Raw genomic sequence first — 17841 nt, 5'->3', positions numbered from 1 at the left:
AGACCACGTGCCTACCGAACAGATCGGCGATTACGAAATCGAGTACGCAGGCGAGCACCTGAACGAGGTCGAGGGCTGGGCGGCGTTTGTTACCGTGTACGGACCGTCCACCAACCCCATGCACCGCAACGCGCTGGTGCCGCACCAGCGGGTAGCCGTGGAACAGGTGTTTACGACGGAACAGGATGCCCTGGCCGAAGCCAGGGTGGCCGCGCTGGCATTGCTGCCGGGCGCCGCGGAGAAGACTTAGGCTTTGGCGGCGCTGAGCAGATTGGCCAGCGCCACGTATTCGGCTAGGCCCACGGCTTCCGGGCGCAAGGTCGGATCGATGCCGGCGGCACTGATTTGCGCCTCCGTGGCCATACCGGCCAGGCAGTTGCGAATCACCTTGCGGCGTTGCGAGAACGCCTTTTGCACGACGTTCGACAACATGGTTGCATCACACGGCAACTGCTCTTTCACGGGGATCATGCGCACGATGGCCGACTCCACCTGCGGCGGCGGATCGAATGCCGTCGGCGGCACGATGAACATCAGGCGCATGTCGTAACGCCACTGCAGCATCACCGACAGGCGGCCGTAGGTCTTGCTGCCCGGCTCTGCCACCATGCGTTCGACCACTTCCTTCTGCAACATGAAATGCTGGTCTTCGATCAGGTGGGCGAAATCGGCCAGGTGAAACAGCAGCGGGCTGGAAATGTTGTACGGCAGGTTGCCGACCACGCGCAGCTTTTGGCCGGCCGGCACGGGGATGGAACCGAAATCGAATTTCAGCGCATCGGCCGAATGCACCGTCAAGGCGTCGCGTGGGTACGTTTTTTCCAGGCGCGCGACCAGGTCACGGTCGAGCTCAACGACATGCATTGACCCCAGTTGCTTGAGCAGCAGCGCGGTCATGGCGGCCAGACCGGGGCCGATTTCAACCATGGCTTCGCCCTGGCGTGGATCGATGGCGTCGATGATGTTCTGCAAAACCATTTTGTCGGTCAAAAAATTCTGGCCGAAACGTTTGCGGGCGACGTGTTTCATTATTCTTGTTCTTTCAAATTTTTCGCAGCCACCATGTGCATGGCGGCGCGGATCGCTTCGACCATGCTGCCGGTGTCGGCGTGGCCGACGCCAAGTGCAGCCAGGTCGAGCGCCGTGCCATGGTCGACCGAGGTGCGGATCAGCGGCAGGCCGAGGGTGATATTGATGCCGTGGCCAAACGTCGCGTATTTTAAAACCGGCAAACCCTGGTCGTGGTACATGGCAAGCACGCAATCGGCGTCGGCCAGGTACTTGGGCTGGAACAGGGTGTCGGCCGGATAGGGGCCGCGCGCATCGATGCCACGCGCGCGCGCCGCCGCAAGGGCTGGCTCGATGACATCGATTTCCTCGCGCCCCAGGTAGCCGCCCTCGCCCGCGTGCGGGTTCAGCCCGGTTACCAGGATGCGCGGCGCGGCGATGCCGAATTTGTTTTTCAGGTCGGCGTCGAGGATGTCGAGCACTCGCGTCAAGCCGTCAAACGTGATGGCGTCCGGCACGGCGCGCAGCGGCAAGTGGGTGGTGGCCAGCGCCACGCGCAAATAGGGCGCGTCAGCGCCGGGAGAACCGGCCAGCATCATCACGACCTGGCTGGTACCGGTGCGCTCGGCCAGGTATTCGGTGTGGCCCGAAAAGGCCACGCCGGCATCGTTGATAGTGCTTTTTTGCAGCGGCGCCGTGACAATCGCCTCGAACCAGCCGGCCTGCACGCCTTCGACAGCCAGGTCCAGCGTGGCCAGCACCGAGCGGCCATTGTCGGCATCGAGCTGGCCGGGCACCACGAACGCGCCCAGCGGCACGTCGATGACGGCCACGCGCTGCAGGCCGAAATGCGGCAAGCCGCCATTGCGCAGCGCCATCGTCGACAGCGCTACCAGGGAAATTTCCGGGTCGATACTGGACGCCGTCATGGCCAGGAAGGCGGCGTCGCCCAGCAGCACGCAGTTGGCTTCTTCGCGCAGTGCCCAAGCGGCGCGGATCGCGATTTCCGGGCCGATGCCAGCCGGTTCACCGGTGGTGATGGCCAGCACCGGGCGGCGCCCTGAGGTTGCCACGGCGCTTACTTCTGCTCGTCGCGGAATTCGACGTAAGCGCGGTCGCGCACTTCGCGCACCCAGTTCTCGGCCGCTTCTTCCAGCTTGCGTTCGCGGATGACCTGGCGAGCGGCATTGCGTTCACGCTCCTTGGACTGGTCTTCGGACTTGCGCTCGGTGACCTGGATCAGGTGGTAACCATACTGCGTTTCCACCACGGTCGACACTTCGCCGATTTTCAGGCCATTCATGACGTTTTCGAATTCCGGCACGGTGTCGCCCGGGAACAGCCAGCCCAGGTCGCCGCCTTTGGCTGCGGAACCGTCGTTCGAGTTCAGGCGCGCCAGTTCTTCGAAGGTGGTGGCCTTGTTGTCGAGCCGTTCCTTCATTTCCAGCAGCTTGCGCTTGGCTTCTGTCGCCGTCATCGTCGGCGTGACTTTCAGCAGGATGTGGCGCACGTGGGTTTGCTGCACGGCGGCTTTGTCGGCCACCTTGGCGGCGCTGCGCACGTCGTTCAGGCGCAGGATGTGAAAGCCGGTGTTGCTCTTGATGACCACCGTGATCTGGCCCTTGGACAGCTTTTTCAGCTCATTGGCAAACAAGGGCGGCAAGCCGTTCGGGTCGCGCCAGCCGATCGCGCCGCCTTTGAGGGCATCGGGCGCATCGGAATAGCTGCCGGCCATCTTGGCGAAATCGGCGCCGGTGCGCAACTGGCGCGCGACATCGTCGGCTCTGGCCTTGCGCGCAGCGATCTGGTCGGGCGTGGCATTGTCCGGAATGCGCACCAGGATTTGCGCGATGTCCATTTCGACCTGCTCGGCAGCGGCGGCCTTCTCGGCCAGCAGGTAGGTATCGACTTCGGCGTCGGACACCTGGATCTTGCTGTCGACTTCGTGCTGGCGCAGGCGCTGCATGGAGATTTCGCCGCGAATTTCATCGCGGAAGCCGGCAAACGTCATGCCTTCTTTTTCCATCTGGTTGCGCATTTCCTGCACCGTCATTTTTTGCTGCTCGGCGATGTTGGCGATGGCGCGGTCGAGCGTCGGATCGTCGACGCGCACGCCCATTTCCTTGGCCAGTTGCAGCTGGGCGCGGGTGGCGATCATTTGTTCCGTCACCTGGCGCCGCATGTCGGCCGCTTCCGGTGGCGGCACGCCCTTGGCGCGCATATTCGCTTCCACCTGCGCCACGCGCTGGTTCACTTCATTGCGGGTGATGACTTCGTCGTTGACCACCACGGCGATCTGGTCGATCACGTTGGCGTCGGCCGCGGCCGGCGGCAGGAAACCGCCGCCAGGGGGCGTGACGGTCGGCGCCGTGGCGCCCGGTGCGGGTGCGGTCGGTTTCGACGGTTTGATTCTCGAACCGGTCGGCTGCGCGAAGACAGCGCCGGCGGCGAGCACGCCCAGCAGCAGTGCGGCTGGTTTGATGTGGTGCAAACGAATAGTACGCATAGTCAGGGAAGCACTCATGTCAGGTAAATGGAGAAACGTCGCCCTTACAGGCCGTTGGACTGGCTCAGCCGGTTGTAGCCGGGCACGCCCTTGCTGAACGATTCGAGCGGATTGCCGAAGCCGAGGCGCGACAGGCCGTTCAGCTCAAGCTGGAAAAAGACCGGCGTCGATGTGGTCTGGGAAGCCGTTACGAAGCGCGAGGCGCCGGCCCGGAAGACCCAGCAATCGGCCTTGTATTCGAGGCCGACCAGCGATTCGAGAAACTTCTTGCCCAGCAAGGAATAACTGACCCGCCCGATGCCGTACAAGCGCGCCGACAACGGCCACTGCCCCGATACATCGACGTTACGAAAACTTTCAAGGATGCGATCGGTATTGCGCTGCTGGCGGTAGGCCAGGTTCAACACTTTCATCGGCCCCGCATGCCACGACACGCCCACATTCGAGCTGTACAGGCTGCGGTTTTGCGCATCGTATTCTACCGCGCTATCGAAGGCAAGTGCGTCGGTGATACTGCCGCCGGCAGCGAGCAGCACGTCGGACCGGCTGGTTTTCTGCGTGGTGGTGGTGACGACCCGGCCCACGCGCGACGGGGTCATATAAAAGCGCTGACCAATGGCCAGGCGCAGGCGCTCGGCGCCGTTATCCTGGATAAAGCGCGACACGACCGCGGCGGTGACTTGATTGGCGTCGGCAATGCGGTCATAGCCGACATAGCGATTTTCGTTGAACAGCTGCGAGTAACTGAAGCCTGCTTCAGCGGTATCGAACAGCGGCAACGCATCCTGGTTGCGGTACGGCGTGCGCACATAAAACAGGCGCGGTTCCAGCGTCTGCGTCGAACCTTTGCCGAACAAATCGGTGTTGCGTTCGAAGACCAGGCCGCCGTCGAGCGAAACCGTGGGCGCGGTCACCGACGGGCTCTTGACGTTGGCCGGCGTCAGCGGCGTGTTCCCGTTCAGGTCGAGCGAGTATTGTGCGGCGCGAAATTGCACCTTCGGCGTAATAAAATAGCCGGGGCGCACCCACGGGTAGCTGACCTGGCCCAGCAGCGCCATCCGGTTGCCTTCGATTTGCGTCGGATGCGAAAAGCGCGTGGCTTCGCTGTCGAGCGACCAGTCGAAACCGCCGGCGACGTCGTACTGGCCGGCGTGGAACACGATCTGCGGCAAGCGGTCATACGGCCGCGCCACGGTCAGCTCCTTTTTGGTGGCCGCGCCCGGGTCCTGCAGCACCTGGTAGTTCTGCATGCGTGCCGACAGCGACCAGATTTGGCCGTTGTAGCTGGTGCTGATTTCACGCAGCAGCTGACGCTCGGCACTGGCGGCCACGGTGCGCGAAAAATCGCTCGGGTAGTCGTCGTCGGACGCCGCCTTGACGTTCCAGCCGGCCGCCCAGCCGGGTGCCAGCATCTGGTTGTGCAGCGAATTGAGCTGCCAGCGGTTGGCGTTCTTGTGCAGGCGCGGACCGGTCGGGTCGTCGGCATTGACTTCGCCTTCGTAGGCGCGGTCATGCAGCAAGCCTTCCATGTGCGTTTCGCCGCTGTAGGCATTGCCGGCGTCGGTGACGCCCAGATAACGCCCGGTGGCGCCCATCTGCACGCCGCGGTCGAGCATCAAGCGCGGGAACAACGTCAGGTCGCGGTTCGGCGCGATATTGAAGTAGTACGGCACCATGACCTCGGCCGAACCTTTCGAACCGAAGCCGATGGTCGGTGGCAGCCAGCCGGAGCGGCGCGCGCCCGACAGCGAGAACGACATCGCCGGCGTGCCCAGGATCGGCACGTCCTTGAAATAGATGATGGTCTTGCCGGCCTTGCCCACGTCGCGGCCGGAATCGAGGCGCAGACGGCTCGTTTTCAGGTACCAGTCAGGGTCCGGGCCTTCGCAGGTGCTGTAGCTGCCGTTGTAGATCATGGCTTCGTCTTCGCTGAGGAAGTCGACCCGGTCGGCGCGGCCCTGCGCATTGTTCTTTTGCAGGCGATAGGTCGGGTGCAAAATCCAGCCCTTGCCCGTCTCCATGTTCAGCTGCATCTCGTCGCCCTGGTAGCGGTCGCCGAAGCGCCACATATTCACATGGCCCTTGGCAGTCACCTCGTCCGGCACGCGCTGGTAGCACGCCGTGTCGGACTTGATGCCGGTCTGGCCGCGCGTGACTTCGACGTCGCGCTCGAGCTGGAGGTCGCGGTCCGGGCGGCCGGTAATGTCTTCGGCACGGATCACCACGGGCGCATCGTCATCGCTGACGCGCGGCCCGGTCAATCCTGGCTGGCCCGGTTGTGGCGGCGCCGGAACGACGACCTGGGCCCAGGCGTACGAGGGCGCGGCCGACACGGCGAGGAGTGCGGCCAGGGCGAGGGCGCGCCGGCGGAAAGGGGGTGGGGCCGAAAACCAGCTCATGAGGGGAAGGTGTGATTCACCATATAGGCGATTTTTTGGGTTGAATCCCTTATTATATGGGAATTGTCACCTTCAACCGGATTCCCGGGTCGCTTCATGTCTTCATTGCCTTCTATTCCCGTGTCCACTCCTGCACCCGCTTTGCCTGCCGACCTGCGCCTGTCCCAGCTCGACAGCTGGCTGGCGTCCCTGAACCTGGTCGACATCGCTTCGCGCCGCCCCGCTTCCACTGACGCCAGCTTCCGCCGCTACTTCCGGTTTGACGTGCTGCCTGATTTGCGCGCCAAACTGGGCGACACGCTCATTGCCATGGATGCGCCGCCGGAACGTGAAAATGTCCCCGCCTTCATCCACGTCGACGGCCTGCTGTTCGACGCCGGCGTCACGGTGCCGGCCATCGTCGCGCGCGATGTCGAACGGGGTTACCTCCTTATTTCCGACCTGGGCACCACCACCTATTTGCAGCGGCTCGACAGCGACAACGCCTCATTCATGTATTCGGACGCCATCGATGCGCTGATCGCGTTCCAGCTGACCAGCGAACCGGGCGTCTTGCCCGAGTTCGACCGCGCCTTCGTGCTGCGCGAAATGAACCTGTTCCCCGAGTGGTTCGTCGCGAAACACCTGGGCGTGACGATGACGCCGGCCCAGCAAGCCATCCTCGACAAGGTGTTCGAGACCATCACGGCCAACGTGCTGGCCCAGCAGCAGGTGTTCATGCACCGCGACTACCACTCGCGCAACCTGATGTGGCTTGAGCAAGGCAACCCGGGCGTGCTGGACTTCCAGGACGCCGTCTATGGCCCGGTCACCTACGACCTTGCCTCGCTGATGCGCGACGCCTACATCCAGTGGGATGAAGAATTCGTGCTCGACTGGGTGGTGCGCTACTGGCAAAGCGCCAAGAAGATCGGCCTGCCGGTCAATCCGGACATCGACGCGTTTTACCGCGACTTCGAATTCATGGCCCTGCAGCGCCACCTGAAAATCCTCGGCCTTTTCTGCCGCCTGAATTACCGCGACAGCAAACCGGTCTACATGGGCGATCTGCCGACCGTGCTCGATTACGTGCGCAAGACGGCGAATCGTTACATCGAACTGAAACCGCTGGTGCGCCTGCTCGATGCGTTCGAAAACGTCGTCCCGCAAGTCGGCTACACGTTTTAAGGCGGCCCGATGAAAGCAATGATATTCGCCGCCGGCCGCGGTGAGCGCATGCGTCCCCTGACCGATACCTGTCCCAAGCCGCTGCTGAAAGTACGGGGCCGGCCGCTGATCGTCTGGCACATCCTCGGCCTGGTGCGCGCGGGTGTCACCGAGATTGTCATCAACCATTCTCACCTGGGCCACATGATCGAAGAAGCGCTGGGCGACGGCAGCCAGTTCGGCGCATCCATCGTCTACTCGCACGAGCCGACCCCGCTGGAAACGGCCGGCGGCGTGGCCAACGCCCTGCATTTATTGGGAACAGAGCCATTCATCGCGGTGGCTGCCGACATCTACGTGCCGTATTTCGATTTCAGCCAGTGCCTCGAAGTCCTGGAAGAAAACGATATGTGGGGCGTGCCGCATCCCGAACACGTGCGCGATGTCGCGTGGCTGTACCTGACGCCGAACCCATTCCACAATCCCGACGGCGACTTTGCCTTGAGCGCATTCACGCTGTCGAATGAGGGATCGACCAAGTGGAATTTCGCCGGCATCGGCGTGTACCGGCCACAAATGTTCGCCGGGATCGGTACCGGCACCTATCTGCGCTTCGGTGAGTTGATGCGCAAATTCATCGACCTGAAACGCGTTGGCGGCGAGATCTATGAAGGCCCGTACGTCAATGTGGGAACGGTAGCCCAGCTCGAAGAACTGAACGCGCCACTGTCGAAGCGCACTGCCCCATGATGCCGGCAGTTTCGTCACATACCGGTCGACGTGCGCACCTGGCCGCGCAAATGACGCCGGGATCGGTCGCCCTGCTGGCCACGGCGCCGGCAACGGCCAGAAACAGCGACATCGATTATCCCTACCGCCACGACAGCGCTTTCTATTATCTGACCGGCTTTACCGAGCCGGACGCGCTGCTGGTGCTGGTTGCGGCCAAGGGCCAGACGCCGGCGCGCGCGATCCTGTTCTGCCGCGCCAAACATGCCGAGCGCGAAATCTGGGAAGGCTTCCGGTTCGGACCGGAGGCCGCGCGCAGCCACGTCGGCGTCGACGAGGCGTATGCCATCGATGAACTCGATGCGAGAATGGCGCAATTGCTGGCCGATGCGCCGGCCGTCTACTACGCACTGGGCCACAGCGCCGCGCTCGATGCCCAGGTCGCGCAGTGGTTAAAAGCCGTGCGTGTGCAAGCGCGTGCCGGCATCGCGGCGCCCGCCATTGCGCACGATCTGACCAGCATGCTCGACGCGATGCGCGTCATCAAGGACGCCAGCGAACAGGCCACCATGCTGCGTGCCGCCACCATCTCGGGCCAGGCCCACGCGCGCGCGATGCGCGCAGCAGCCCCGGGCGTGTTCGAGTACGCGCTGGAAGCCGAGTTGCTGTACGAATTTCGCCGCAACGGCGCCCAGGCGCCGGCCTATCCGTCTATCGTCGCGGCCGGCGCGAATGCCTGCGTGCTGCATTACAGCGCCAACAACGCGCAGGCGCAGGACGGCGACCTGGTGCTGATCGACGCCGGCTGCGAGCTGGACAGCTACGCGTCCGATATCACCCGCACCTTCCCCGTCAACGGCGTGTTCAGCGCGCCCCAGCGCCAGCTGTACGAACTGGTGCTCGCTGCGCAAGCGGCTGCGCTGGCGGCCGTGGTCCCGGGCCTGCCGTACAGCGGCATCCACGACGCGGCCGTGCGCGTGCTCACGGCCGGCATGCTGGACCTGGGCCTGCTGGCGCGCGACCAGGTCGGCAGCGTGGAAGACGCAATCGGCGCGCGCGCCTATCAAGCCTTCTACATGCACGGCACCGGCCACTTTCTCGGGCTGGACGTGCACGACGCCGGCTTGTACCGCGACGTGGCGCGCGAAGGCAAGCCGTCGCGCAAACTCGCCAGCGGCATGGCGCTGACGGTCGAACCGGGCATCTATGTGCGGCCCGGCGCAGGGGTGCCGGAACAATTCTGGAACATCGGTATCCGCATCGAAGACGACGTGATCGTGCATGACGCTGGCGCGCGCATTCTGTCCGGCGCGGCGCCGAAGACGATCGACGAGATAGAAACGATGATGGTGCAGGCATGAAGACATACCAGGTTGCCATCTGCGGCGCCGGCCCGGTGGGCATGCTGCTGGCGCTGTTGCTGGCGCGGCGCGGTGTCACCGACATCGCCCTGCTGGACGCGCGTTCGGTTGAACAAAGCGTGGCCGACCCGCGCTCGGTGGCGCTGTCGTGGGGCAGCCGCCAGTTGCTGGACGACGTCGACGTGTGGCCGCTGCCAGGCACCGCCATTCACGAAATTCACGTCTCGCGCGCGGGTCACTTCGGGCGCAGCCTGATGAATCGCAGCGAGCACGATGTCGACGCCCTCGGTTATGTGGCGCGTTACGGTGACGTGGTCGCCGCGCTGGCGCAGGCCTGCGTGCGGGCCGGGATCGACGTCATGCGCCCGGCGAAAGTGGCCGGCATCGATGAAGACGCCGATGGCGTGACGCTGCGGCTGGAACACGGCGCCACTGTGCGCGCTGCGGTCGCGGTGCAGGCCGAAGGCGGCGTGTTCGGCGCGCAGGGCGACAAGGCGCACAGCCGCGACTACGGCCAGACTGGCGTGATTGCGCGCGTTTCCGCCAGCCGCGCCCTGCCGCATCGGGCGTTCGAACGCTTTACGCAAGAGGGTCCGCTGGCGCTGCTGCCGCAGGCCGGCGCTGACGGCCACCAATACGCTTTGGTGTGGTGCGTGAAGCCTGACCGCGCGACTGCGCTACTGGCGCTGGACGATGCTGCGTTCCTGGCCGCGCTGGGGCAGGCCTTCGGCGATCGGGTCGGCAGTTTCACGAAGACGTCGAAGCGCACCTCCTACCCGCTCGGCTTGACGACGGATGCCCGTTCGACGGCGCGCACCGTCGCGATCGGGAATGCGGCGCAGACGCTCCATCCGGTGGCCGGGCAAGGCCTGAACCTGGGTTTACGCGACGCGGCCGTGCTGGCACGCTTGCTGGCGCAGGGCGATCTGGTTGACGGCATTGCGCGCTTCGGCGCGGCGCGCTCGAACGATCGCAGGCTGACGGTTGGCCTGACCGATACGATGGCGCGGGTGTTTGCCGGGACCGGGCCGTTGCAGTCGCTGCTCGGTTTGTCGCTCGGCGCGCTAGACGCGGTTGGCCCGGCGCGCAAGGCATTGGGCAGCGTGATGATGTTCGGGCGGCGCTAGTCACCACCGGCCTGAGAACCGTCACCCCGTTGAAAAACCGGGCCCATACTGCGTTTGCAGCATCACTGCCGTCAACGATACTTGATGCTCACTATGGGTACCGGCTTTCGCCGGTATGACGGTTTTTGGTGCAACAATTAAACGGATTTACTCCACCGCCTTCACCATCGCCTCAATCACCTTCTTCGCATCCCCAAACACCATCATCGTGTTCGGCTGATAAAACAGGTCGTTATCCAGCCCCGCATACCCTGACGCCATCGAGCGTTTATTCACGATGATGCTTTTCGCCTTGTACGCCTCCAGAATCGGCATCCCCGCAATCGACGACTTCGGATCCTTGGCGGCAGGGTTGACGACGTCGTTCGCGCCCAGCACCAGCACCACATCGGTCTGCCCGAATTCGCCGTTGATGTCTTCCATCTCCACCACCTGGTCGTAGGGCACCTCGGCTTCGGCCAGCAGCACGTTCATGTGGCCAGGCATGCGCCCCGCAACGGGGTGAATGGCGTAGCGCACGTGGACGCCGCGCTCGGTGAGTTTCTGGGCCAGTTCCTTGACCGAGTGCTGCGCGCGCGCCACCGCCAGCCCGTAGCCGGGCACGATGATGACCGACTCCGCGTTCGACAAAATAAACGCCGCGTCTTCCGCGGAGCCCGATTTCACCGGCCGCTGTTCCTTTGCGCCGCCAGTGTCGGCAGACGCCGCTTCGCCGCCGAAGCCGCCCAGCAGCACATTGAAGAACGACCGGTTCATCGCCTTGCACATGATGTACGAGAGGATCGCGCCGGAAGACCCCACCAGCGAGCCGGCGATGATCAGCATCGAGTTATTCAGCGAGAAGCCGATGCCGGCAGCGGCCCAGCCGGAATAACTGTTGAGCATGGAGACGACCACCGGCATGTCGGCGCCGCCGATCGGGATGATGATCAGCATGCCCAGCACGAACGCCAGCGCTGTCATGATGATGAAGGGCGTCCAGGCGGGCGCCACGCCGTCGGCAAAGCAGAACACCAGGCCCAGCGCGACAATGGCGATGGCGACAGCGAGGTTGACCAGGTGCTGGCCCGGAAAGCTGACCGGCGCGCCCTGGAACAGCCGGAATTTGTATTTGCCCGACAGCTTGCCGAAGGCGATCACCGAGCCGGAAAACGTCACCGCGCCGACAAAGGTGCCGATGAACAGTTCCAGCCGGTTCCCGAACGGCAGCGCGGTCTCGCGCGTGGCGATATTGAAGGCCCATGGCTCCGAGACGGCGGCAATGGCGATACAGACGGCGGCCAGTCCAATGAGCGAGTGCATGGCCGCGACCAGTTCCGGCATCTTGGTCATCTCGACCTTTTTCGCCGCAAAGGCGCCAATCGCGCCGCCGACCACCACGCCCAGCACGACCAGCGGCAAACCCATGCCGGTGGTGCTGGTCATTTGTTCGCGCAATTTAAAAATCAGCGCCACGGTGGTGACGGCGGCAATGGCCATCCCGGCCATGCCGAAGGTGTTGCCCATGCGCGCGTTCGACGGCGACGAAAGTCCCTTCAAGGCCTGGATGAAGCACACCGAGGCGATCAGGTACATCATCGTCACCAGATTCATGCTGATGAAATTCATGCCTGGTTCTCCTTCACGGCGACGACTGGCTTGGCCTTCTTCGGCTCCTTTTTCTTGAACATTTCCAGCATGCGCTGCGTGACGAGAAAGCCGCCGAACACATTCACCGCCGCCAGCGCGACGGCGAGCGTGCCGGCCACCTGGCCCACGACCCCTTCGGTCAGGCCGGCCGCCAGCATGGCGCCGACGATGATGATCGCCGAGATGGCATTCGTGACCGCCATCAGCGGCGTGTGCAGCGCCGGCGTGACGGTCCAGACCACGTGGTAGCCGACGTAGATCGCCAGCACAAAAATGATCAGATTGATGATGGTGTGACTGATTTCCATGGTGTCTCCTTAAGTGCGCAGCAGGGCGCCATCCAAACAAACGAGCGTGGCCTTGATGATCTCGTCTTCGCGCTCGATGTCGACGCCCTCTTTGCCTTCCTTGTCGAGCAGGAGCTTGAGAAAATCGAGCACATTCCTCGCATACAGCGCCGATGCATCGGCCGGCACCAGCGTCGCCAGGTTCGCCTCGCCGATAATGTACACGCCGTATTTAACGACCGTTTTATCCAGCTCCGACAGCGGACAATTGCCGCCCTGCTCGACCGCCATGTCGACGATCACCGAGCCCGGCTTCATCGCCTTGACCGTGTCTTCGGAAATGAGCACCGGTGCGGCGCGCCCGGGAATCAGGGCGGTGGTGATGATGATGTCGGCCAGTTTGGCGCGCTCGTGCACCAGCGCCGCCTGCCTGCGCATCCAGTCGGCCGGCATGGCGCGTGCGTAGCCGCCGCTGCCTTTGGCGATCTCGCGCTCTTCGTCGGTCTCGTACGGCACATCGATGAATTTGGCGCCGAGTGACTCGACCTGTTCCTTCACCGGCGGGCGCACGTCGGATGCCTCGATGACGGCGCCGAGTCGTTTTGCCGTCGCAATGGCCTGCAATCCCGCCACGCCGACGCCCATGATCAGCACGCGCGCCGCTTTCACGGTGCCGGCCGCCGTCATCAGCATCGGCATGAAGCGGCCGTAGGTATTCGCGGCCAGCAGCACGGCCTTGTAGCCGGCGATGTTCGCCTGCGACGACAGCACGTCCATCGACTGCGCGCGCGTGATACGCGGCGCCGCTTCCAGTGCAAACGCGGCCAGGCCCGCCTGCGCCATGGCGGCGTTGTTGGCCGCGTCGAACGGATTGAGCATGCCGACCAGGGTGGCGCCGCGCTGCATCTGCGCCCGTTCGGCGTCATTCGGCGCGCGCACCTTCAGCACCAGTTCGGCGCCCAGCGCGGTCGCAGCATCCACGATGGTCGCCCCGGCCGCCGTAAACTGCGCGTCGGTGATCGAGGCCGGCACGCCGGCGCCTGCCTGCACCAGCACCTGGTGGCGCACTGCAAGCTTTTTCACTGTTTCGGGCGTGGCCGCGACGCGCGTTTCGCCAGGCCTGGTTTCCGCCGGAATCCCAATTCTCATCAACGCCTCCCGATATTATTAATCTGTCCAGAATCTATCACGGAACCTGGCCGCCGATGTAACCGGCCACATTTCGTGGTGCAAATGCGCCAATTCAGTGCGACATGATTCATTCCGCATGGAATTTTCAGAATTTTGTGTCAAATCAAAGACATCCAGTCGATTGTTGTATCGGAACAGCAGGTGTTAAAGCAACGGATGACCGGCCAAGGTAGAATGTCGGCTCAATTTTCGAGGACCTCATGCCCCTTACCTGGAAACCATCCGTCACCGTCGCGGCCATCATTGAACGCGATGGGCGCTTCCTGCTGATCGAAGAAGAAACCAGCGAAGGCATCAGGCTGAACCAGCCGGCCGGGCACCTGGACGAAAACGAATCGCTGGAGCAGGCGGTGGTGCGCGAGGTCAACGAAGAAGCGGCGCACGAGTTCATTCCGACCGCGCTGGTCGGCATGTATATGTCGCGCTACTATTCCAGGTCGCGCAGCAAGGACGTCACCTACCTGCGTTTTACGTTTTGCGGCGACGCCGGCGTCGAATTCGACCAGCCGCTCGACGACGGCATCCTGCGCGTGCTGTGGATGACGCGCGACGAGATGGCGGCTTGCCAGGAGCGCCACCGCAGCCCGATCGTGCTGCAGTGCGTGGACGATTACCTGGCCGGCAAACGCACCGAACTCGCACTCCTGTACACCCACCCTTCTGTTTTCGCGGGCGGCATTTGATGGCAAAGAAAAAAGTTGTAATCGGCATGTCCGGCGGGGTCGATTCGTCGGTCGCGGCCTGGATGCTCAAGGAGCAAGGCTACGAGGTGGTCGGCCTGTTCATGAAAAACTGGGAAGACGACGACGATTCCGAATATTGCTCGACGCGCCAGGACTGGATCGACGCGGCCAGCGTGGCCGATGTCGTCGGCGTCGATATCGAAGCGGTGAACTTCGCCGCGGAGTACAAGGACCGCGTGTTCGCCGACTTCCTGCGCGAATACCAGGCCGGCCGCACGCCCAATCCGGACGTGCTGTGCAACGCAGAAATCAAGTTCAAGGCCTTTCTCGACCACGCCATGCACCTGGGCGCGGATTTGATCGCCACCGGCCACTACGCGCGCGTGCGTGAGCACCAGGGCAGCTTTCAGCTTCTCAAAGCGTTCGACGCGACCAAGGACCAAAGCTATTTCCTGCACCGCCTGAATCAGGCGCAGCTGTCCAAAACTTTATTTCCACTGGGCGAGATCCCGAAAACGGAAGTGCGCAAGATCGCTGAAAAGCTGCTGCTGCCGAACGCCGCCAAGAAGGATTCGACCGGCATCTGTTTTATCGGCGAGCGCCCGTTCCGCGACTTCCTGAACCAGTATCTGTCCTATAAACCCGGCCCGATCAGGCTGGACGACGGCAGCATCGTCGGCGAGCACGTGGGCCTGTCGTTCTATACGCTGGGGCAAAGGAAGGGCATCGGCATCGGCGGCCTGAAGGCGCACCGGAATGCGGACGGCACCAGCGAACCGTGGTTCGTGGCGCGCAAGGACATCGAGAACAACACCTTGTATATCGTGCAGGGCCACGACCATCCGTGGCTGCTGTCGAGTCAACTCGAAGCGGGCCAGGCCAACTGGATCGCGGGCGTGGCACCAGACGGTGGCAGCTTGTCGGCCAAGACCCGCTACCGCCAGGCCGACGTCGACTGCCGCATCCTGACGCAGGGCCCGGATCGGTTCACGCTCGATTTCACCGACCCGCAGTGGGCCGTCACGCCGGGCCAGTCGGCTGTGCTGTACGACGGCGACGTCTGCCTGGGCGGCGGCATCATCGACGGTCACACCGCGATTTAACTCGTTATGTTGCCCTGGTGAACGAATGGGCCGCGCTGGCCGGTGGCGTAGTTGCGCCGCGATGCCGGCTGAAACAGCACACGCTCGATCACCAGCACCGGCACCCCGGTCTGGGCCAGGTAAGCCAGCGCTTCAGCAGTACTGAGCATTTGCTGGAATACCAGCGCCACCTCTACTTTCTGGGCGGTCAGATGATCTTTTCGTTGATTCGGCATGCGCAGTCGTCCAGGCCACTATTCAGGATGCGGAACTGATAGTGTATTATTTTCCGAACGAAAACGCCCAAAAATTACTGTATTTGCCGGAATTTTAAATTTCCGCGCAACAGTTATAGGTATGAAACGGCAAGATCAGCGCGCCAGGAGCCAGATGTGTTGAAAAGCTACCAGGGAAGTTGCCACTGCGGCGCGGTGCGTTTCGCGGCCGAAATCGATCTGGCGCAGGGCTCGCTGCGCTGCAACTGCTCGATCTGCGCCAAGCTGCGCTTCTGGCCCGCGATTGTCGCGCCGTCAGCGTTCCGCCTGCTGGCAGGTGAAGAGGCGCTGTCCGACTACCAGTTTCACACCCGGCGCGACCACCACTTTTTTTGCCGCCACTGCGGCGTGCATCCGTTCGGCACCGGCAGCTCGCCGCGCTGGGGCGCGTTTTATGCGGTGAATCTACCTTGCCTGGATGACACAACCCCCGCGGAACTAGCGGCGGCACCGGTCACCTGGATCGATGGCAAGAACGACAACTGGGACAGCGCACCGGCGATTATTGATCACCTGTAGCTTCCTGTTGCTTGCGGATGAGCGCGAGTACCGCCGTACGGATGGTTTTCAGGACCGCATCATGTTTGAACGGTTTCACGATGAAGCCGTTGACGCCCAGCGCCAGCGAGCTCTGGATGGTGGCCGCGTCGATCGCACCCGACACCATGAAAATAAGCGACTTGGGCAGCTTGGCGCGCAATTCTTCCATCACGCCGCTGCCATCTTCGATGTTTTCACGCGCAATGCAGATAATTTGCGGCCGGTGTTTCATGGCCAGCGCAATGCCCTGCGCCATCGTATGGGTCGAACCGACGACCTCGTACCCGCCTTCGGTCAGAACGGTATTCAATAAACCACGGGCAACCCCGCTGGCGTCGATGATGAGTGCTTTGAGCATGCCGTTTCTCCTTCCGGGTACTGGTCCCGGCTTTTTATGTGTGGCTGTAGGCCAGCATATTCCACGTGACGCCGAGGCGCACGTCTGTTTTCAGTTCGACCAGCTGGCGCGACAGATACAGGATGTCGCGCTCGGCGCGCAAGCGCTCGCCCAGCGGCGTTTTCAAAATGCCGGCGCCGGCCATGACGGCATCGAGGTCGCCGTACGCATTGAGCAGGCGCGCCGCCGTCTTCATGCCGACTTTCGAGACGCCCGGCACGCCATCGGTGGCGTCGCCCATCAGCGCCAGCAAGTCTACGATAGCCTCGGGCGCGACCCCGAAACGGTTGCGCACCCAGGCGTCGTCGTGCCACTCGTTCTTGAAGTGGTCCCACACCAGCGCGCCGTGCGCCACCAGCCCGTGCAAATCCTTGTCGGTGGTGGCGACGATGGCTTCGCCGCGACCCTCGGCCAGCCAGCGCAGCACGCCGGTGCCGATCACATCGTCCGCTTCCACCTCGGCGATACAGAGCGGATGCATGCCGGCGGCCGTCAGGCGCTGCTGGAACTCCGGCAGCGCGGCGCGCAGGTCGGCCGGCATCGGCGCGCGGTGCTCGCGGTAGCGCGGATACAAGGCATGGCGCCAGGTGGTGCCGCCGTAGTCGAACGCAGCCAGCACGTGGGTCGGCTGGTGGGTGTCGAGCACGGTGCGAAACGACGACAGCGCGTGGCGCAGGGCCGTGGCAGCCTTGATGGGTGAATCCGGCTCGGGGCTGGCTTCGTAGACGCGCCTGACGATGTTCAGGCCGTCAATGGCGAGCAGTTTGGCCATAACGTCAATGCGGTAGCAAAACCCCTATTTTACAAAATCGTATTTGCCGCCGCGCGCGAGGGCGCGCTGGTAGGCCGGGCGCGCGTGGATGCGTTCCAGCCATGCCATCAGCTTCGGATAGCGCGCATCGAGCCCTCCACGCGCAGCGGCCGCTTCCAGCACAAAGCTGATCTGGACGTCGGCGGCGGTGAAAGCCTCGCCGGCGAACCAGCTCGATTTGTGCAGCTCGGCTTCGAGGAAGCGCAGGTTGTTCTCGATGTTCGGCATGATGAACATCTGTTTGACCTTGGCCGCGATGGCCTTGGCGATCGGCTTGACGAAGAACGGCATGCGCTCTGTTTCAATACGGTCGAACACCAGCTTCATCAGCAGCGGCGGCATCCCCGTGCCTTCGGCGTAGTGCAGCATGTGGGTGTAGCGCAACTTGTCGGGCGTGCCGGCAGCCGGTACCAGTGCGCCCTGGCCATAGCGCTCGACCAGGTACTCGACGATGGCGCCGGATTCGGCCACCACGTTGTCGTCGTCGGAAATGACAGGCGATTTGCCCAGCGGGTGCACTGCCTTCAATTCAGGCGGCGCCAGCATGGTCTTCGGGTCGCGCTGGTATTTCTTGATGTCGTAGTCCAGCCCCAGTTCTTCGAGCAGCCAGAGGATGCGCTGGGAGCGCGAGTTATTCAGGTGGTGGACGATGATCATGTGCGCAAGCGAT

19 protein-coding genes are annotated in these 17841 nt (G+C 63.4%); 8 read left to right on the top strand and 11 right to left on the bottom strand.

Translation table 11 applies throughout. The features are described 5' to 3' along the window. The first annotated feature begins 7 nt into the window (after window positions 1-7). Complete coding sequence (locus V6M87_RS10690; protein ID WP_332876602.1) at window positions 8-250, top strand: hypothetical protein; 243 nt, start codon at window positions 8-10, stop codon at window positions 248-250. Here V6M87_RS10690 and rsmA read toward each other — a convergent pair. Genes rsmA through V6M87_RS10670 form a run of 4 tightly spaced genes read right to left on the bottom strand, consistent with a single transcriptional unit; the run spans window position 247 to window position 5913 of the window. Beyond that, a complete protein-coding gene (rsmA, locus tag V6M87_RS10685) occupies window positions 247-1029 on the bottom strand; it encodes a 16S rRNA (adenine(1518)-N(6)/adenine(1519)-N(6))-dimethyltransferase RsmA (RefSeq protein WP_332876601.1) in 783 nt (260 codons plus the stop codon). The genes V6M87_RS10690 and rsmA overlap by 4 nt on opposite strands. Continuing rightward, window positions 1029-2081 (bottom strand): 4-hydroxythreonine-4-phosphate dehydrogenase PdxA, encoded by a 1053-nt coding sequence (gene pdxA / locus V6M87_RS10680; protein WP_332876600.1) that lies wholly within the window; start codon window positions 2079-2081, stop codon window positions 1029-1031. The genes rsmA and pdxA overlap by 1 nt, the downstream gene beginning before the upstream one ends. A 5-nt stretch (window positions 2082-2086) precedes the next feature. Then, window positions 2087-3514: a peptidylprolyl isomerase gene (locus V6M87_RS10675; RefSeq protein WP_332876599.1), complete on the bottom strand. Its 1428-nt coding sequence runs from the start codon at window positions 3512-3514 to the stop codon at window positions 2087-2089. A 44-nt stretch (window positions 3515-3558) separates the two neighbouring features. Then, window positions 3559-5913, bottom strand: a complete 2355-nt coding sequence (locus tag V6M87_RS10670; RefSeq protein ID WP_332876598.1) for an LPS-assembly protein LptD — start codon at window positions 5911-5913, stop codon at window positions 3559-3561. A 96-nt stretch (window positions 5914-6009) separates the two neighbouring features. Between V6M87_RS10670 and V6M87_RS10665 the strand changes: the two genes are divergently transcribed. The 4 genes from V6M87_RS10665 to V6M87_RS10650 are packed head-to-tail and all read left to right on the top strand — an operon-like array spanning window position 6010 to window position 10276. Further along, window positions 6010-7080, top strand: a complete 1071-nt coding sequence (locus V6M87_RS10665; RefSeq protein ID WP_332876597.1) for an aminoglycoside phosphotransferase family protein — start codon at window positions 6010-6012, stop codon at window positions 7078-7080. 9 nt (window positions 7081-7089) lie between these two features. After that, window positions 7090-7809 carry an N-acetylmuramate alpha-1-phosphate uridylyltransferase MurU gene (murU, locus tag V6M87_RS10660; protein WP_332876596.1) on the top strand — a complete coding sequence of 240 codons (720 nt, stop codon included), beginning with the start codon at window positions 7090-7092 and terminating at the stop codon, window positions 7807-7809. Continuing rightward, window positions 7806-9149 (top strand): aminopeptidase P N-terminal domain-containing protein, encoded by a 1344-nt coding sequence (locus V6M87_RS10655; RefSeq protein WP_442920571.1) that lies wholly within the window; start codon window positions 7806-7808, stop codon window positions 9147-9149. Before murU ends, V6M87_RS10655 begins: the two co-directional genes overlap by 4 nt. Further along, complete coding sequence (locus V6M87_RS10650; RefSeq protein WP_332876595.1) at window positions 9146-10276, top strand: FAD-dependent monooxygenase; 1131 nt, start codon at window positions 9146-9148, stop codon at window positions 10274-10276. The genes V6M87_RS10655 and V6M87_RS10650 overlap by 4 nt, the downstream gene beginning before the upstream one ends. A gap of 147 nt (window positions 10277-10423) precedes the next feature. Here the strand turns inward: V6M87_RS10650 and V6M87_RS10645 are convergent, their stop codons facing one another. Genes V6M87_RS10645 through V6M87_RS10635 form a run of 3 tightly spaced genes read right to left on the bottom strand, consistent with a single transcriptional unit; the run spans window position 10424 to window position 13341 of the window. After that, window positions 10424-11884 (bottom strand): NAD(P)(+) transhydrogenase (Re/Si-specific) subunit beta, encoded by a 1461-nt coding sequence (locus V6M87_RS10645; protein ID WP_332876594.1) that lies wholly within the window; start codon window positions 11882-11884, stop codon window positions 10424-10426. Further along, window positions 11881-12213 (bottom strand): NAD(P) transhydrogenase subunit alpha, encoded by a 333-nt coding sequence (locus V6M87_RS10640; protein WP_332876593.1) that lies wholly within the window; start codon window positions 12211-12213, stop codon window positions 11881-11883. The genes V6M87_RS10645 and V6M87_RS10640 overlap by 4 nt, the downstream gene beginning before the upstream one ends. Window positions 12214-12222: 9 nt before the next feature. Next, window positions 12223-13341: a Re/Si-specific NAD(P)(+) transhydrogenase subunit alpha gene (locus tag V6M87_RS10635; protein WP_332876592.1), complete on the bottom strand. Its 1119-nt coding sequence runs from the start codon at window positions 13339-13341 to the stop codon at window positions 12223-12225. Between the two features lie 242 nt (window positions 13342-13583). Between V6M87_RS10635 and V6M87_RS10630 the strand changes: the two genes are divergently transcribed. Both V6M87_RS10630 and mnmA read left to right on the top strand, forming a co-directional pair. Next, on the top strand, window positions 13584-14066 hold the full coding sequence (locus V6M87_RS10630) for an NUDIX hydrolase (RefSeq protein WP_332876591.1): 483 nt from the start codon (window positions 13584-13586) through the stop codon (window positions 14064-14066). After that, complete coding sequence (mnmA, locus tag V6M87_RS10625; RefSeq protein ID WP_332876590.1) at window positions 14066-15169, top strand: tRNA 2-thiouridine(34) synthase MnmA; 1104 nt, start codon at window positions 14066-14068, stop codon at window positions 15167-15169. Before V6M87_RS10630 ends, mnmA begins: the two co-directional genes overlap by 1 nt. Here mnmA and V6M87_RS10620 read toward each other — a convergent pair. After that, window positions 15166-15384: a hypothetical protein gene (locus tag V6M87_RS10620; protein ID WP_332876589.1), complete on the bottom strand. Its 219-nt coding sequence runs from the start codon at window positions 15382-15384 to the stop codon at window positions 15166-15168. The genes mnmA and V6M87_RS10620 overlap by 4 nt on opposite strands. Before the next feature lie 156 nt (window positions 15385-15540). Here V6M87_RS10620 and V6M87_RS10615 point away from each other — a divergent pair, with 156 nt between their 5' ends. Next, complete coding sequence (locus V6M87_RS10615) at window positions 15541-15942, top strand: GFA family protein (RefSeq protein WP_332876588.1); 402 nt, start codon at window positions 15541-15543, stop codon at window positions 15940-15942. Here V6M87_RS10615 and V6M87_RS10610 read toward each other — a convergent pair. The 3 genes from V6M87_RS10610 to V6M87_RS10600 are packed head-to-tail and all read right to left on the bottom strand — an operon-like array spanning window position 15926 to window position 17828. Beyond that, window positions 15926-16321 carry a response regulator gene (locus V6M87_RS10610; protein ID WP_332876587.1) on the bottom strand — a complete coding sequence of 132 codons (396 nt, stop codon included), beginning with the start codon at window positions 16319-16321 and terminating at the stop codon, window positions 15926-15928. The genes V6M87_RS10615 and V6M87_RS10610 overlap by 17 nt on opposite strands. A gap of 34 nt (window positions 16322-16355) precedes the next feature. Further along, window positions 16356-17132: a 5'-3' exonuclease gene (locus V6M87_RS10605; protein WP_332876586.1), complete on the bottom strand. Its 777-nt coding sequence runs from the start codon at window positions 17130-17132 to the stop codon at window positions 16356-16358. 24 nt (window positions 17133-17156) lie between these two features. After that, on the bottom strand, window positions 17157-17828 hold the full coding sequence (locus tag V6M87_RS10600; protein ID WP_332876585.1) for a glutathione S-transferase family protein: 672 nt from the start codon (window positions 17826-17828) through the stop codon (window positions 17157-17159). Window positions 17829-17841 lie beyond the last annotated feature (13 nt).

It is taken from the genome of Massilia sp. S19_KUP03_FR1, assembly GCF_036688685.1.
Lineage (GTDB): Bacteria > Pseudomonadota > Gammaproteobacteria > Burkholderiales > Burkholderiaceae_D > JALYUM01.
The sequence above is the reverse complement of the archived record's forward strand: the minus strand, read 5'-3'. Positions and strand labels throughout refer to the sequence as shown.